Raw genomic sequence first — 16,607 nt, 5'->3', positions numbered from 1 at the left:
TTACTATAAATTTCTTTTAATGATAAAAATATTCATCTTCTAGTTTTTTACTTAATTCAACTAAACTTGAAAATGTATGCGCTATAAATTCCTTTACATCATCTTGTATATCTTCAACCGTTTTATATTTATACTCACACTTCATTTTACCAATTAAAAACAACGCTGTATCTTTTTCATGAACCTTTAAAGGGTCTAACATTGCAATGTGCATTTGTATCTGATTTAAACAATACAAGACTGTTCTCGGGCTATTTGGATTGAGCATTAAAAATTCTATAACCGTACTTTGTGTTGGTGCCTTTCTATACACCCTACGATTAATATCGAAAGAATCTACACATTTTAAAAGTGTAGTCCACTCATAACTCTTTTTTAAGTGTTTTGGTTTACTTAAAGTCACTTTTTCTGCAGCATCATATTTAATTTGCAACACACGAGTTACTTGTGTCGCTCGCTCTATATTTATACCTAATTTAATAAGCGCATATACCTCATCATGTAACATTGTGCTTCTAATCTTACCTTTTAAAATGGTAGATTGATGCATGATATGACTTGTAAAATCATGAAGCCCACGTGTTACAAAATACTCCTTAGAGTAATTCATTACAGAATGGTAAAAGGTATTGATTGTTTCGTAACAATCATTAGATATTAAATCTCTAGAACTATTTGCATTTTCTCGCGCATAGGTTATACAATTTAATATTGAATAATGTTTCTCTGGGTTTAAAGCTGCATTATAAAGCACATCTTGCTCTATTAGTGCTTTTTCATTTTCTTCTTCTTCTCCAACCATTTCATAAATAGATTGAAGCACAAATTGACGGTCTCTAGATAATTTATTGGGCGCATCTAAAGACGAAAAGTAATTTACATTTGTAAAACGTGCAGTATGTTCTGCGCGTTCAATATAACGACCCATCCAAAATAAGTTATTGGCTATTCTTGCTAACATATATTATTATTTTTTTAAAACCCAAGTATCTTTAGATCCTCCACCTTGAGACGAATTCACTATTAAATTTCCTTTCTTCAAGGCGACACGCGTTAATCCTCCTTTTAACACAAATTCTTTATCTTGACCAAGCAATGTAAATGTTCTTAAATCTACATGACGCTGCTCGAAAGACTGGCAATCTTCAATATAAGTGGCATGAACAGAAAGGGACATGATAGGTTGTGCTATATATTTTCTTGGATTTTGAAGGATAACTTTTTTAACGGCTTCTATTTCTAGTTTAGTTAATCTATTTCCAATAGAAATACCATAACCTCCAGCTTCATCTACAGGTTTTACAACCAGATTATGAATGTTTTCTAAAACAAACTTTAAATCTGTTGCTCTGCTACAATGGTATGTATGTACATTATTTAAAATAGGTTTTTCTCCTAAATAAAATTTAATAATTTCGGGCATGTAAGTATAAATAGCCTTATCGTCTGCGACTCCTGTTCCTGGTGCATTTACAAGTGTTACATTTCCTTTTTTATAGGCAGCAAATAATCCTGGAACACCAATAGCCGAATCTTTTTTAAACTCTAACGGATCTAAGAAACCATCGTCTATACGTCTGTAAATTACATCAACCTTTGTAAGTCCGCTAATGGTTTTCATATACACAAAATCGTTCTCTACAACTAAATCGCGACCTTCAACCAATTCAATCCCCATGGTTTTAGCCAAATAAGAATGCTCAAAATAGGCCGAATTATACACACCTGGAGTAATAACAACACAGGTAGGCACATCTACACCTTTTGGTTTAACAGATTCTAAAATTTCTAATAAATTTTCTGAATAATCTGTAACAGTATGAATATCATAATGATTAAAAACACCAAACAAAGAACGTTTTAATGCATTACGATTATAAACAACGTAACTCACACCAGAGGGGCACCGTATATTATCTTCTAACACATAATATTTACCATCGGAATGCTTAATAAGGTCTGTTCCTGAAATATGATTATAAATCCCGCCAACAGGATCTAAACCGTCCATTTGTCTTAAATAATTAGCCGAAGAACTAATTAATTCCATAGGAACCAAGCCTGCTTTTATAATATTCTTATCGTGATAAATATCCCAAATAAACGCATTTAATGCTCTACATCTCTGAAGCACACCATGCTCTATTATTTTCCATTCGTCTGCATCTATAATTCTTGGAAATAAATCGAAAGGAAATATTTTCTCTTGGGCTTTTTCCTCATTATAAACCTGAAATGTAATACCCTGATTAAAAAAGGATGTTTTTGCTTTATTATTTAAATTAATGAATTCTTCAATAGATTGATCATTATATATATCAAACAATTTTTGATACACTTTTCTAACATTTTGCTTTTTATCGAAAATTTCATCAAACAAATTTTCATTCCCATCATATGAAGAAAAAAGATGCTTAAAATTAGTTGGCTTCATGCATTTTACGTTTTTTCTAAATTAGGCAATATTTCTTATCTATTTGATGAAAAAAAAATATTAATTTCACAATATTAACTTCTTTTTAACAAAAAAAACAACACCTTAATAAAAATTTCACAATAATAATCCTTCGAAATTAAATTTGAATTTTTAAAAAACAATTTGATTAGAATCTATTAACTTTCTTGCTTAATTCTTTTTATAAAAACAAACTTATGATTATTGATTTAAGAAGCGATACTGTAACAAAACCCACACCAGAAATGCTAGATGCAATGATGTCTGCAAAAGTTGGAGATGATGTTTACAAGGAAGATGAAACCATAAACCTTTTAGAAGAGAAAATCGCGAACCTGTTTGGAAAATCGCATGCCATGTTTTTCCCTAGCGGAACAATGGCAAACCAAACAGCAATTAAACTACATACAAATCCTGGCGAACAGGTAATTTGCGACAAATACGCACACATATATAATTACGAAGGAGGTGGCGCTTCTTTTAACAGTGGCGTATCTTGTAAATTAATAGACGGACATCAAGGTATGTTTACCGCTAAAGATGTTATTAATTCTATAAATCCACCAGATTTTTACCACAGTCCGCTATCTGCTCTAGTAGAAATAGAAAACACAACTAATAAAGGCGGAGGCGCATGTTGGGATATAAATGAGCTAGAAAAAATAAAGGCTGTTTGCAAAACAAACAATCTGGGTTACCATTTAGATGGTGCTCGTTTATGGAATGCTTTAGTTGCTAAAAAGGAAACACCTAAACAATATGGAGATTTATTCGATACTATTTCTGTGTGCTTAAGCAAAGGCTTAGGTTGCCCAATTGGATCTGTATTGGTAGGAGATTCCCAATTTATGACCAAAGCTTTACGCATAAGAAAAATGTTAGGTGGCGGCATGAGACAAGCAGGATTTTTAGCTGCTGCAGGAATTTATGCTTTAGACCATAATATAGAACGCTTAGCAGAAGATCATAAAAAAGCAAAAGAACTAGGCGAACACCTAAAAACATTAACACCTATAAAACATGTAGAACCGTCGGAAACAAATATTGTGATTTTTGAAGTTCAAGACAATGTAGATAGCAATGCTTTTATATTGAAACTAAAAGAACATAATATATTAATTAGCGATATGGGACAAGGCAAATTACGACTCGTAACACACCTTGATTATACAGACCAAATGCACGATACAGTTTTAAACATACTTAGCACCATTACATTTTAAAACAAGACATAAAAAAAGCCTTCAAAAATTAAATTTTGAAGGCTTCTATATATTAAGGACTAAAGTTTAAACTACACCTTGAGCCAACATAGCATTTGCTACCTTAACAAAACCGGCAATGTTTGCACCTTTTACATAATCTATATATCCATCTTCTCTAGTTCCATAACTTACACAAGATGCATGAATATCATTCATGATTTGATGCAATTTAGCATCAACCTCTTCTCTTGTCCAGTTTAAACGTAAAGCATTCTGACTCATTTCTAATCCAGAGGTTGCAACACCACCTGCATTAGATGCTTTCCCTGGAGAGAATAATAATTTAGCACCTTGAATAATTGCAATTGCTTCTGGAGTTGTTGGCATATTAGCACCTTCTGTTACAGCAAGTACATTGTTTGCTACTAATTTTTCTGCATCGGCAGCTTCTAATTCATTCTGAGTTGCACATGGCATGGCAACATCACAATTAACAGACCAAGGTCTTTCTCCTGCAAAGAATTTTGCTGAAGTATATTTCTTAGTATATTCGTTTATACGTCCTCGTTTTACATTTTTAAGATCTTTAATAAACGCTAATTTTTCAGCATCTATTCCGTCTTCATCAAATATGTACCCTGAAGAATCAGATAACGTTACAACTTTAGCTCCAAATTCTGTAGCTTTTTCACACGCATATTGAGCAACATTTCCAGATCCAGAAATAACAACTGTTTTTCCTGTAAATGATTCGTTACGTGTTGCTAACATATTTTTAGCAAAATACACAGCTCCATAACCTGTAGCTTCTGGTCTAATTAAAGATCCGCCATATTCCATTCCTTTACCAGTTAACACACCAGTAAACTCATTACGAAGTCTTTTATATTGTCCAAATAAATATCCTATTTCACGACCACCAACACCTATATCTCCAGCAGGAATATCTGTATTAGGTCCGATATGACGAGATAATTCTGACATGAATGATTGGCAAAAACGCATCACTTCATTATCACTTTTCCCTTTAGGATTAAAATCACTTCCTCCTTTTCCACCACCCATTGGCAATGTTGTTAAAGCGTTTTTAAAAGTTTGTTCGAATCCTAAAAATTTTAAAATACTTAAATTCACTGAAGGATGGAAACGTAAACCTCCTTTATAAGGACCAATAGCAGAATTAAATTCTATTCTAAATCCGCGATTAACTTGTATTTCACCTTTATCATCAAGCCAAGGGACCCTAAAAATTATAGTACGTTCTGGCTCTACCATACGTTCTAACAATTTTTTACCCTTGTATTTTGGATTGTTTTCAATAAACGGAATTACAGTTTCTGCAACTTCGTGAACAGCCTGAAGAAACTCTGGTTCGTATTCATTAGTCTGTTTTACAAGCTCTAAAAAAGCATCTATTTGTTTTTTCATTTTAAAAAAATTACGATAACACTAAGCAATCATTAGTTTTGAACTACAAATATACGTTATCTACAAATAACAAAGGCTTTTAACCCTTATAACGTAATTGTTTTCTCAAAAAACAAATCTTAACACATATTTTAAGTTTTATTTTTTTGATAAAAATCATTTTATATATTTGTAACTGCTATTAATGCTACTAACAGCATCTATTGAACGTAAATAAAATGCTCTATAAACAAAAGCTACTCACACTTATTATACTTTTTGGTTCAATCAATTTTTTCTACGCACAAATGACAGGGTATGAAATAGGTTTTTTGGCGGGTCCTGTTCAGATGCGTTCTGATTTTGGATTAAAAGGTGATTCAGAAACTAATTCAGGAAACATAGGTTTCGGTGCAGGGCTAATGTTTGACATTAATCCGATCTTTTGGGGTTCGAGGCGTGATTACGCCTATGACCATTTTAAAATTCGTTTAGATTTATCTTACAACAAAACTAGTTTGCAACATTATGGCCAATATGTAGCCGATGATAAAACTAGTGAAGACTCTAATAGACTAAGAAATCAAACTGGTGAATCTAAAAACATTAATTTAGGAGCTGGTCTTGAATATTACCCACTAAGTTTAAGAAACTTCTATTATGGTTTTTTCGATTTTTCACCTTATGTAATTCTAGGAGCTCAATATACTTATGCTAGTCCTGGCACAAACATTACAAGTTCAGATCAACTTTTCTCGCAATGGGATGCAGGTTCTGTAAATACAGATTCTTTTTACACTGCTGCTTTAAACACAGGTATTGGTGTTAGATATAAAGTAAGTGAATATTCAGACTTTTTAATAGAAGCTAAATGGCAATTCTTTAATAGTGACTGGGTAGATGGATTAAACCATCAATTAGAATATAACAAAAATAACGATTCATTAATTTGGATTAACTTTGGTTACGTATACTATTTAAATTAAACGCTTACCACTTTATGTTTTTTCTTAAAGTCGTATTTTAATTATATAAAGTTTAAATTTATCTTCAATTATCAAACTTCAATATGTACCTTTATTTGCGAATAATAAAGTTACATTATGTGTTCAAAATCACACCCATTTTTTATCCTTTTCGGCCTTTTTATTTTAGCTTCATGTACCGAAACTAAGGACATTTCTTTTTCAGAACAATCTATTACAACTCCAGACAATACTATTGTGGATATTAATATCCCAAAGGCTGAAGGAAAAAATCAAGTTGCATTATATATAAATGAGAGCTTGAAACAATATGTTGCTACTGCTTTACAATTTAATCAAGACGATAATAAGACAATAAATTCTATTGAGGAAAACATTAGTAATTTCAATACAGAATATATAAATTTTAAAAATCAATTTCCAGAAAGTGCTCAAGAATGGGAAGCTCAAATAGATGGAGAGGTTATGTTTAAGTCTCCTGAATTAATCAGTATTTCATTAACATCTTACACCAATACTGGAGGAGCACACGGTACATTAGTTATTACCTTCTTAAATTTCAATGCACAAACGGGAGAACTTATAAAAAACGAGCAATTATTTAAAGATAAAGATAAATTCACGCAATTTGCGAATCCATACTTTGATGATGAAATTTTAGATAAGAAAGACATGTATTTAGATACAGACAATTTTGTTCTACCTCAAAACATAGGCTACAGTGAAGATGGTTTAATACTACTATATAACACCTATGAAATTGCCCCATATACTACAGGTATAACAGAATTTGTTATTCCTTTTGATGAAGCAAATTCATACTTAAATATTAGCGGACTTTAATAAACGTTTTACAAAACTCTAAAGCATTCTTTATGAAAAAAATATATTATTTAAAGACTTGTAATACTTGTATGCGTATTATTAAGGAATTAGAATTGCCTCAAGACGTCGTTCTTCAAGACATTAAAACAACGCCTATTACTGTTTCTCAATTAGAAGAAATGCACAAATTATCTAACAGTTACGAAGCCTTATTTAGTAAGCGGGCTAAACTATATAAAGAAATGGATTTAAAAAATCAGACTTTAACTGAAGCTGATTACAAAAACTACATCCTTGAACATTATACCTTTCTAAGTCGTCCTGTATTAATTTACAACGCACATATATTTATAGGAAATAGCAAAAAAATCGTTGCAGCAGCTAAAGCCGCGATACATGAATAAACGGATATTAGCCTTAATTGCACTTTTCTTAGTTCAGGTTTTTTACGGGCTAAATTATTCATTTGCTAACGATGTAATAGATGCAGGCTACATAAAACCTTTTGGTTTTATCTTGCTTAGACTATTAGGAACAACTTGCCTACTTTGGTTCTTCGGCTTATTTATGCCTAAAGAAAAAATAGATAAAAAAGACTACCTAACTTTTCTAGCAGCTGCATTCTTTGGAATGTGCTTAAATATGCTTTCCTTTTTTAAAGGGTTAGAATACACAACGCCAATACATGCTTCTGTAATAGCTACAGTTACACCCATTGTTGTACTGGTTTTATCTTCAATTTATTTAAAAGAAAAAATTACACCTTTAAAAATTCTAGGAATATTTTTAGGCTTTTCGGGAGCTATAATTTTAAGTATTTATGGTAAATCTATTCATCCCGCAGACAATATTTTCTTAGGAAATTGTCTCATTTTACTAAATGCAACAGCTTTTAGCGTGTATCTTATTATAGCAAAAAAATTAACAGGAAAATATCACCCTTTCACTATTATAAAATGGCTTTTTCTACTAGGATTAATACTTACAACTCCATTCGGGTTTCAGGAATTTAGAGAAGTACAATGGCACACCTTTACACCTTACATTGCTTTTTCTGCCTTCTTTGTTGTGTTTTTCGCAACCTTTGGTGCCTACTTATTAAACATATTAGGACTTACCCAATTAAAAGCCTCTACAGCAAGCACATTTGTATACATACAACCTGTAATTGCAGCAATTTTTGCTTTAATTATAGGAAGTGACAACCTTAACATTGTAAAAATAATAACAGCAATTCTAATTTTTACAGGCGTTTATTTAGTTACAAAAAAGCCTAAATAGTTTACTTTTTTAAAGGCTTCGGTACTTTATTAAAGACTCTAGTATCTGCTTTTGTAAGCACTTTAAAATCTTCTGTTTTAGGGAACGAATTAGCTAAGGTTAATAACACTTCCGGTAGTGAAGTTAATTTTCTTTCCTTTAAATCAATCCAACCGCCTAACATTTCGCAGTGCGCAATATTTTCTCCGGTTTCATTATAAAAATTATGTTCGAATTTAAAAAATCTTCCATCGGCACTTATTCCAGATACTTCTAGTCCTACTGTAATTGGTTGTCCTAAAAAAGCTTCTTTAAAATAATACATATGCTCGTAAAAAACAACGGGTCCAATATTATGTTTCGCCATGTCTTTAGCAGAAAATCCACTTTCTAACAAAAATGCCATACGTGTATGACTCATAAAATTGGTGTAAGCAGAATTTGCTAAATGGCGATTAGCATCAATATCACTCCAACGAATTTCAAATTGCTTTGTATACATATCTATTATATTTATTTCAAAAATAAAAAAATAAAACGGTGTACTCTTATCAATTTTAGAATTTTCTATACGCTTAAGTTTAACTACCTTTGTATAACTTTTAATTATAGTTTATGATATATTCAATGACAGGTTACGGTAAATCTGTGATACAATTACCTACCAAAAAAATTTCTATAGAAATAAAATCACTGAACAGTAAAAACTTAGATTTGAATACGCGAATGCCTTCTTTTTACAGAGAAAAAGAATTGAATTTACGCAAGCTTATTGCAGATAAACTAGTACGTGGAAAAATAGATTTTTCAATTTTTGTTGAAATAACAGGAGAAGAAACCTCTACTCAAATAAACAAACCTGTTGTAAAAGAATACTTAAAACAACTTCGAGATATAGTTGATGGTGATGAAACCGAACTACTTAAAATGGCTGTTCGTTTTCCTGATGCATTAAGCACAGAACGTGAAGATATGGACGAAAATGAATGGGCAACCATTTTAAAAGAAATCCATGCAGCATTAAATCATATTAGTGACTATCGCTTAGATGAAGGTAAAGTTTTAGAAGCAGATTTTAAGAAAAGAATAGCAATTATAGAAGATCTTTTAGAACAAGTAATAACAATAGACCCAGAACGTATTGAAGCTGTTAGAGAGCGCTTACGCAAAGGTGTAGAAGACCTAAAAGAGAAAGTTGACGAAAACAGATTTGAACAAGAATTAGTATATTATATTGAAAAATATGATATCACAGAAGAAAAAGTACGATTAAAAAATCATCTAGACTATTTCACATCTTCTTTAAACTCTGAAGACTCTAACGGAAAAAAACTAGGATTTATTGGTCAAGAACTTGGACGTGAAATTAACACCATTGGTTCTAAAAGTAATTATGCACCTATGCAAAAATTAGTTGTGCAAATGAAAGACGAATTAGAAAAAATTAAAGAACAACTTTTAAACGTTTTATAGCATGTCTAAAGGGAAACTTATCGTGTTTTCAGCACCGTCTGGTTCAGGAAAAACAACTATAGTGAGGCACCTTCTAGGAATAGAAAAATTGAATTTAGAATTCTCAATTTCGGCAACCTCTCGCGAAAAACGCGGTACAGAAGAACACGCTAAAGATTATTATTTTTTATCGTTAGAAGAATTTAAAAATAATATTAAAACAGATGCTTTCTTAGAATGGGAAGAAGTCTACCGAGATAATTTTTACGGTACTTTAAAAACCGAAGTAGAGCGTATTTGGGCACAAGGTAAACATGTTATTTTTGATATTGATGTCTCTGGAGGACTGCGTATAAAACGTAAATTTCCAGAAGAAACACTTTCTATTTTTGTAAAACCACCAAGTATAGACGAGTTGAAAATTCGTTTAAAAAAGCGTAAAACAGAAACTGAAGATAAAATAAATATGCGTGTTGCAAAAGCATCTGCAGAATTAGCTACAGCACCTCTTTTTGATTGTATTATTGAAAACGACACATTAGAGCATGCACTTACTGAAGCAGAAAAAGTAGTATTTGATTTTATAAATAAAGACTAATAATTTATGAAGATCGGGCTTTATTTTGGTACTTTTAATCCTATTCATGCGGGGCATTTAATTATTGCCAATCACATGGCAGAATATAGCGACTTAGACCAAGTTTGGATTATTGTTACACCACATAATCCCTTTAAAAAGAAAAGTACACTTTTAGACAACCACCACCGGTTAGACATGGTGCATCAGGCTATTAAAGATTACGATAAGCTAAATGCTAGTGATATAGAATTTAACTTACCACAGCCCAATTATACGATTGATACACTAACATATCTTATAGAAAAACATCCTAATTATGAATTTTCATTAATTATGGGTGAAGATAATTTGAAAGGATTTCATAAATGGAAAAACAATGATATCATTTTAGAAAACCATAACATTTATGTCTATCCTAGAATTTCTGAAGGTAAAACAGAAAACAAGCTTTTAAGTCATCCTAAAATACACCGTATAGACGCTCCTGTTGTAGAAATTTCTTCAACATTTATAAGACAAGCAATACGAGACGGAAGGAACTGCAAGCCTTTACTCCCAGAACCTGTCTGGAACTATATAGATATTATGAATTTTTATAAATAAAAAAATCGAGGCTAAAACCTCGATTTTTTTATTCATTATGTTTAAAATTTTATTAAAAATGCCATCTTACAAAAGCTTCCATGGCTGCGTAATGAGACAATCCTAATTGATGATAAACCTCTGCGGTTTCTTTATTTCTATCTTCTGCACGTTGCCAAAATTCTCTACTGTCTGTTCCTAAAAACACAACTCCATCTTTTTGAGATTGATGTTTAAAGATTCCATGACGCTTTTCTAACACTTGGTCTGGACTCATTGGTACAGCCATTTCTATCTCGTCTACACTCCATTCTTGCCAAGCACCTCTGTATAACCAAACCCAACAGTCGTCCATATACTTTTTAGGTTTTAATGCTTTTACAGCTGCAAAAACAGCATCTAAACACACTTTATGTGTCCCGTGCGGATCGGCTAAATCTCCTGCTGCATAGATTTGATGTGGTTTAATCTTATCGATTAACGCCATAGTAATTTCAATATCTTCTTTCCCTAAAGGATTTTTCTCGATTGCTCCAGTTTCATAAAATGGTAATTCCATAAAATGAATATGTAAATCCGGAAGACCTATAAACTTAGCGGCAGCATGCGCTTCTCCTTTTCGTATTAATCCTTTTATATATCTTACTACTTCTTCAATATCAATCTCACTTCCTTTCTTATTTTCCAAAAAAGCTAATGCCTTTTTATAGATATTCTCTGCCTCTATGTTTTTTATTCCGAACTTCTCGTTATAATCACATACAAAACCAGCAAAACGAAGTGCTTCATCGTCTGTTACAGCGATGTTTCCTGAAGTTTGATAACCAATATGAACTTCGTGACCTTGGACTTGCAATCGCTTAAAGGTTCCTCCCATACTTATTACATCATCATCCGGGTGCGGACTAAATATAAGCACACGTTTCTTTGCAGGTTCTGCACGTTCTGGACGATTAGAATCGTCTGCATTGGGCTTTCCTCCTGGCCAACCTGTAATGGTATTTTGTAATCTGTTAAAGATTTTAATATTAATATCGTAAGCCGGTCCAGAATCGGCTAACAAATCACTCATACCGTTTTCAATATAATCGGCATCTGTTAACATTAAAATAGGTTTCTTTAAATGTTGTGCTAAACCTAAAACCGCTTTACGAATAAGTTTATCGCTCCAACTTATTTTTTCGACTAACCAAGGCGTATTAATACGTGTTAATTTAGAAGACGCTTCTTTATCTAATACAAATGTCACATTGTCATGTTCTTGTAAAAATGATGCTGGTACAAGGTTCGTGACTTGACCTTCTACAGATTGTTTTATAATGTTAGATTTCCCTTCTCCCCAAGCCATTAAAATAACACGTTGGGCTTCCATTATCATTTTTACTCCTAACGTAATTGCGGTTCTTGGTGTATTATTTAAGCCTAAGAAATCGCTACTCGCGGCAACTCTTGTAATATGATCTAGAGCGACTAATCTGGTTTTAGAATTCTGTAACGATCCCGATTCGTTAAAACCAATATGTCCATTTCCTCCAATACCTAAAATCTGTAAATCAAGACCTCCTAATGCTTCAATTTTTGCTTCGTAATCGTTACAATAACTAGCAATTTCTGCTTTAGTTAAGGTTCCGTCTGGAACATGGCAATTTTCAGGTAAAATATCGACTTGATTAAACAATAATTCCTTCATAAAACGCACGTAACTATTCACAGAGTCTGGCTCCATAGGATAGTATTCGTCCAAATTAAATGAAATCACATTTTTAAAACTCAAACCTTCTTCCTTGTGTAAACGTACTAATTCTGCATACAATCCTTTTGGTGAAGATCCTGTTGCCAACCCTAAAATACAAGGTTGTTTTTGTGAAGCTTTAACCTTTATTAAATCGGCTATTTCTTTTGCTACAGCCTTTGACCCTGAAATTGAATTTTCGTAAACTACAGTTCCTATATTTTCGAATCGTTTTTCAAATCCGGTGGCTTTGTCAATCTTACTGTTTAGCATAATATTCCTTTTTTATAAAATTTTTATTCCTTTTACTACTTTCTTATGGTATTGATTTATTATTCTAAAATGGCTTCATAAATAACATCAAGAATACGTGTTCTAATATCTCTTTCGCCTATTTTATTATTTGCCATTGTTGGATATACTCTGTTCGATAAAAAGACATATAAAATACCAGTATCTGGATCTGCCCACGCATAAGTTCCGGTAAAACCTGAATGACCAAAACTATTTGAAGACGCATACTTACTACTTGCTAATATTTTTGGATCTAGTTGAGGCTTATCGAAACCAAGACCTCGTCTTACGCCTTCTTTTTCGAAATATCTGTGATTAAATTTATGTAAGGTTTTAGATTCATAATAGCGTTTTCCGCCATAATATCCATCTTGTAAATACATTTGCATCATCTTAGCAACATCGTTAGAATTACTAAATAATCCTGCATTACCACTTACGCCATTCATCATTGCAGCTCCCATATCATGCACATAACCTTGAAGTAATTGATTTCTAAAATAATCATCATCTTCTGTTGGAGCAATTACAGATTTATCAAATTTATTTAAAGGATTATACGTTAGTGTATTTGCCCCTAAAGGTTTATAAAATTCCTTTTCATCTAAAACATCCATGTCCTCTCCATAAGTATCTTTTATATACTTTTTGAATAAATAAAATACCAAACCACTATACTTATAACCTGCTTTAGTTTCTTGTGGTGCTTCTGCTATTTTTTTATAAATTGAATCTGTGTACGAATTAACTAAATACAAATCTTCGGCAACTTTAATAGAAAAATCCTTGTTCTTAGTTTTACTATAATATTTGCTATAAGGAATTTTAGTTACCGTATCTATAGTCTCTAAATAATACGGAATCCAAGGTTTTATTTTTGCATTATGAGACAGTGCTTCTTTAATGGTAATGGTATCTTTATTAGACCCTTTTAGGTATGGTAAAATTTCGCCAAGTGTACTATCTATATTTAAAAGTCCTAATTCTTCGCTTTTCATAATCATAGGCAGACCTCCTAATATTTTAGTTAGCGAAGCTAAATCGTAAAGATCTGTAACTTTTACTTTTTGCTTTTTAGCGTAAGTTTGGTAACCAAAACTTTTATGATAGATGACTTTCCCATATCTAGCAACTAATACTTGTCCGCCAGGAGCCACAGTAGAGTCTACCACCATTTGTGTTATAGCATCTATATTAGAAAGCACATTACTATCCATATCTACAGCCTCAGGAATGGTATAAGACAATCTTAATAAATTAGGCGTTTCTACACATGTTCCTACAGGAAATATATCATTTATAGAAACCGGTAACTTCCCTTTAATTTCTAATGCTCCAAAAATCATTTGAGCAGAAATTTCTTGAGACACTTCACTATTTTGATAAGACACCATAACGGCATCTATATTAGAAAAATCAGAAATTTTTAATAATGCATACGGACTAGCAAAAACATCTAATATAACCTTATTTGTTTTTGAAATTTCTTGCAACCAAGTTAATTCCTCACCAGTCATTTTATAACTTTTCCAAGGTGTCTCGTTAGATTTATGAACCCCAATAACAACCGTATTATATGCTTCTAATTTTTTAAGTAATCCCGGAAGGTTTTCATCTGAAACCTCATCGACATCTGTGTATTTTTTCAATGTATTTACAAAGCTTTCATTATCAGAATCACCTAATTTTACATAAGCAATTTTAGACTTAACCAAATCTTGAATAGGAAGTGCTGCATTGTTATTTTGAACAAGCGTTACAGCCTCTTTCATTAAAGATCTATACAACACTTTGTCTTTTGCTGTAATAATATCTTCCTTAATATTTACGGTTTTAATTGGTGTAAAATGATTTAATCCTGCCCAATATTTTGCGTTTAATATTTTATGAACAGACTCATCTAAACGCGATTCTGTAATCACATTATTTTTTAATGCCTCTTTTAATTTTAAAACAGCAGCTTGCACATCTTCCGGAATAAGAAGCATGTCGTTTCCGGCAACAAATGCAGCCAGATCAATATCTCCTGGTTGTGCATAATTTGCAGCACCTTTCATGTTTAAAGCATCTGTAAAGATTAGACCTTTAAAATTCATTTTCTCTTTTAAGAGTTTGGTAACTACATTATAAGAAACAGATGTCGGAACACCTTCTTTAGGCTCTAAAGCAGGCACATTTAAATGCGCAATCATAACACTTGCGAGGTCTGTTTTAAATAATTTTTTATACGGATACAATTCAATTGAATCTAAACGATCCATACTAAAATCTAAATATGGTAAGGTTTTATGAGAGTCTGTAGATGTATCTCCATGTCCAGGAAAATGTTTTGCATTGGCAAGTACGCCCATACTTTGCATACCTTTAATAAACGCAATTGCTTTTTCGGTAACGTTATATTTATCTTCTCCAAAAGAACGATTTCCTATAATAGGATTTTCTGGATTTGTATTAATATCTACAACTGGAGCAAAATTAATATGAATCCCAACGCGCTTACAATGTATCCCTAATTGTTTTCCAAATTCTTCAATTAAGGCAGTGTCTTCTACAGCTCCTAAGGTCATATTCCACGGATAACGGAATGTATTTTTTAATCGCATATCCAGTCCCCATTCTCCATCGAATCCGATAAGTAAAGGAATATTAGACTTAGACTGATATAAGTTAGTAAGTTCGACTTGCTTTTCTGGAGTACCTTGCATAAAAATAAGTCCTCCAATTTGAAACTCTTTTATCATTTTTTTGATAAAAGCAGTCTGCTTTGCATCTCTATTCGAGTATGCCTGAATCATAAAAAGCTGACCAATTTTCTGGTCTAATGTTAGTGTATTAAAAACACTATCTACCCACTTTTTTTGAAGCTCTGGATTTGGAGTTTGTAGTGGCTTATGTTGTTGTGCATACATAGTAATACACATTAAAAAGGCACTAGCAATAATTAACTTTTTCATTGACATTTAATTTTACTTCTGATCAATTTACACAGAATTTTATTTAACGTATGTTGCTTGATAAAAATCGAGGGTATCTTTTACGCTTTTATGTTCAATTAATAATTTTTTAGCGAGTTTTTCATCAATATTCAACTCGTCTACTATCATTTTCACACCCCTATTTACAAGCTTCTTATTAGATAACTGCATATTAACCATCTTATTTCCTTTCACGCGGCCTAGCTTTATCATAACTGTTGTAGAAATCATATTTAACGCTAATTTCTGTGCCGTTCCAGCCTTCATTCTTGTACTTCCTGTAACAAACTCAGGCCCTACAACCAACTCTATAGGATAGTCTACCTCTAATGATAAAGGAGAATCTTGATTACAAGTAACACAACCTGTAACAATATTATGCTCTTTTGCTTTTTTTACACCACCAATAACATAAGGCGTTGTACCTGAAGCCGCAATACCAACAAGAACATCTTTCTCTGTAATATTATATTTTTCTAAATCTTTCCAAGCTAAATCAGTGTCGTCTTCAGCATTTTCTACAGCTTTTCTAAGTGCAAAATCACCTCCTGCAATTAAACCAATAACCCAATCGTCTGAAACGCCATAGGTTGGCGGGCACTCAGAAGCATCTAAAACACCTAATCGTCCGCTAGTTCCTGCTCCTATATAGAATAATCGTCCACCGACATTCATTTTTTCATAAATAACATCTACCAATTTCTCAATAGACGGTACCGCTTTTTCAATGGCAAGAGGCACGGTTTTATCTTCAGAATTCATATTTGTAAGCAACTCATTAGTGCTCATTTTTTCCAAATTATTATAATCTGATGCTTGTTCTGTTGTTAGTTTATTTTTCATTCTGAGCATTT

General features: G+C 32.2%; 15 protein-coding genes. 8 read left to right on the top strand and 7 right to left on the bottom strand.

Going from position 1 to position 16,607, the window contains the following annotated elements:
• Nucleotides 1–16: 16 nt before the first annotated feature.
• Together GQR95_RS06195 and GQR95_RS06190 are read right to left on the bottom strand one after the other, a co-directional pair.
• Nucleotides 17–961, bottom strand: coding sequence for an alpha-E domain-containing protein (locus GQR95_RS06195; protein ID WP_159022340.1), 945 nt, complete (start codon nucleotides 959–961; stop codon nucleotides 17–19).
• Nucleotides 962–967: 6 nt separating this feature from the next.
• On the bottom strand, nucleotides 968–2,434 hold the full coding sequence (locus tag GQR95_RS06190; RefSeq protein ID WP_159022339.1) for a circularly permuted type 2 ATP-grasp protein: 1,467 nt from the start codon (nucleotides 2,432–2,434) through the stop codon (nucleotides 968–970).
• A gap of 218 nt (nucleotides 2,435–2,652) precedes the next feature.
• Here GQR95_RS06190 and GQR95_RS06185 point away from each other — a divergent pair, with 218 nt between their 5' ends.
• The gene (locus tag GQR95_RS06185; RefSeq protein ID WP_159022338.1) at nucleotides 2,653–3,678 is read left to right on the top strand and encodes a low specificity L-threonine aldolase; all 1,026 of its coding nucleotides are present in this window, start codon (nucleotides 2,653–2,655) and stop codon (nucleotides 3,676–3,678) included.
• 66 nt (nucleotides 3,679–3,744) lie between these two features.
• Here GQR95_RS06185 and gdhA read toward each other — a convergent pair whose 3' ends face one another.
• Entirely contained in the window at nucleotides 3,745–5,088 is a 1,344-nt protein-coding gene (gene gdhA, locus GQR95_RS06180) for an NADP-specific glutamate dehydrogenase (RefSeq protein ID WP_159022337.1), read from the bottom strand.
• 218 nt (nucleotides 5,089–5,306) lie between these two features.
• On the opposite strand from gdhA, the gene GQR95_RS06175 reads away from it, so the two are divergent.
• From GQR95_RS06175 to GQR95_RS06160, 4 genes are all read left to right on the top strand, one after another.
• On the top strand, nucleotides 5,307–6,053 hold the full coding sequence (locus tag GQR95_RS06175) for a glutamate dehydrogenase (RefSeq protein ID WP_159022336.1): 747 nt from the start codon (nucleotides 5,307–5,309) through the stop codon (nucleotides 6,051–6,053).
• A gap of 117 nt (nucleotides 6,054–6,170) precedes the next feature.
• The gene (locus GQR95_RS06170; RefSeq protein ID WP_159022335.1) at nucleotides 6,171–6,896 is read left to right on the top strand and encodes a DUF3298 and DUF4163 domain-containing protein; all 726 of its coding nucleotides are present in this window, start codon (nucleotides 6,171–6,173) and stop codon (nucleotides 6,894–6,896) included.
• 32 nt (nucleotides 6,897–6,928) lie between these two features.
• Nucleotides 6,929–7,282: an arsenate reductase family protein gene (locus GQR95_RS06165; RefSeq protein WP_159022334.1), complete on the top strand. Its 354-nt coding sequence runs from the start codon at nucleotides 6,929–6,931 to the stop codon at nucleotides 7,280–7,282.
• Nucleotides 7,275–8,159 (top strand): DMT family transporter, encoded by an 885-nt coding sequence (locus GQR95_RS06160; protein WP_159022333.1) that lies wholly within the window; start codon nucleotides 7,275–7,277, stop codon nucleotides 8,157–8,159. The genes GQR95_RS06165 and GQR95_RS06160 overlap by 8 nt, the downstream gene beginning before the upstream one ends.
• Before the next feature lies 1 nt (nucleotide 8,160).
• On the opposite strand, the gene GQR95_RS06155 is transcribed toward GQR95_RS06160, so the two are convergent.
• Nucleotides 8,161–8,640, bottom strand: a complete 480-nt coding sequence (locus GQR95_RS06155) for a thioesterase family protein (protein WP_159022332.1) — start codon at nucleotides 8,638–8,640, stop codon at nucleotides 8,161–8,163.
• Between the two features lie 113 nt (nucleotides 8,641–8,753).
• Between GQR95_RS06155 and GQR95_RS06150 the strand changes: the two genes are divergently transcribed.
• From GQR95_RS06150 to nadD, 3 genes are read left to right on the top strand one after another with little or no spacing between them, the layout of a single operon-like run.
• A complete protein-coding gene (locus tag GQR95_RS06150) occupies nucleotides 8,754–9,611 on the top strand; it encodes a YicC/YloC family endoribonuclease (protein WP_159022331.1) in 858 nt (285 codons plus the stop codon).
• A 1-nt stretch (nucleotide 9,612) separates the two neighbouring features.
• Nucleotides 9,613–10,188, top strand: coding sequence for a guanylate kinase (gene gmk, locus GQR95_RS06145; RefSeq protein WP_159022330.1), 576 nt, complete (start codon nucleotides 9,613–9,615; stop codon nucleotides 10,186–10,188).
• A gap of 6 nt (nucleotides 10,189–10,194) precedes the next feature.
• Nucleotides 10,195–10,773: a nicotinate (nicotinamide) nucleotide adenylyltransferase gene (gene nadD / locus GQR95_RS06140; protein WP_159022329.1), complete on the top strand. Its 579-nt coding sequence runs from the start codon at nucleotides 10,195–10,197 to the stop codon at nucleotides 10,771–10,773.
• Nucleotides 10,774–10,825: 52 nt separating this feature from the next.
• Here the strand turns inward: nadD and nagB are convergent, their stop codons facing one another.
• The 3 genes from nagB to murQ are packed head-to-tail and all read right to left on the bottom strand — an operon-like array spanning nucleotide 10,826 to nucleotide 16,596.
• Entirely contained in the window at nucleotides 10,826–12,757 is a 1,932-nt protein-coding gene (gene nagB, locus GQR95_RS06135) for a glucosamine-6-phosphate deaminase (protein WP_159022328.1), read from the bottom strand.
• A gap of 59 nt (nucleotides 12,758–12,816) precedes the next feature.
• Complete coding sequence (locus GQR95_RS06130; RefSeq protein ID WP_159022327.1) at nucleotides 12,817–15,732, bottom strand: glycoside hydrolase family 3 N-terminal domain-containing protein; 2,916 nt, start codon at nucleotides 15,730–15,732, stop codon at nucleotides 12,817–12,819.
• A gap of 39 nt (nucleotides 15,733–15,771) precedes the next feature.
• Entirely contained in the window at nucleotides 15,772–16,596 is an 825-nt protein-coding gene (murQ, locus tag GQR95_RS06125; RefSeq protein ID WP_199269645.1) for an N-acetylmuramic acid 6-phosphate etherase, read from the bottom strand.
• Nucleotides 16,597–16,607 lie beyond the last annotated feature (11 nt).

Origin of the sequence: Formosa sp. L2A11, assembly GCF_009796865.1 — a bacterium.
GTDB lineage: Bacteria > Bacteroidota > Bacteroidia > Flavobacteriales > Flavobacteriaceae > Formosa.
Note: the sequence above shows the minus strand (reverse complement) of the source record. Positions and strands in the feature narration are given on the sequence as shown.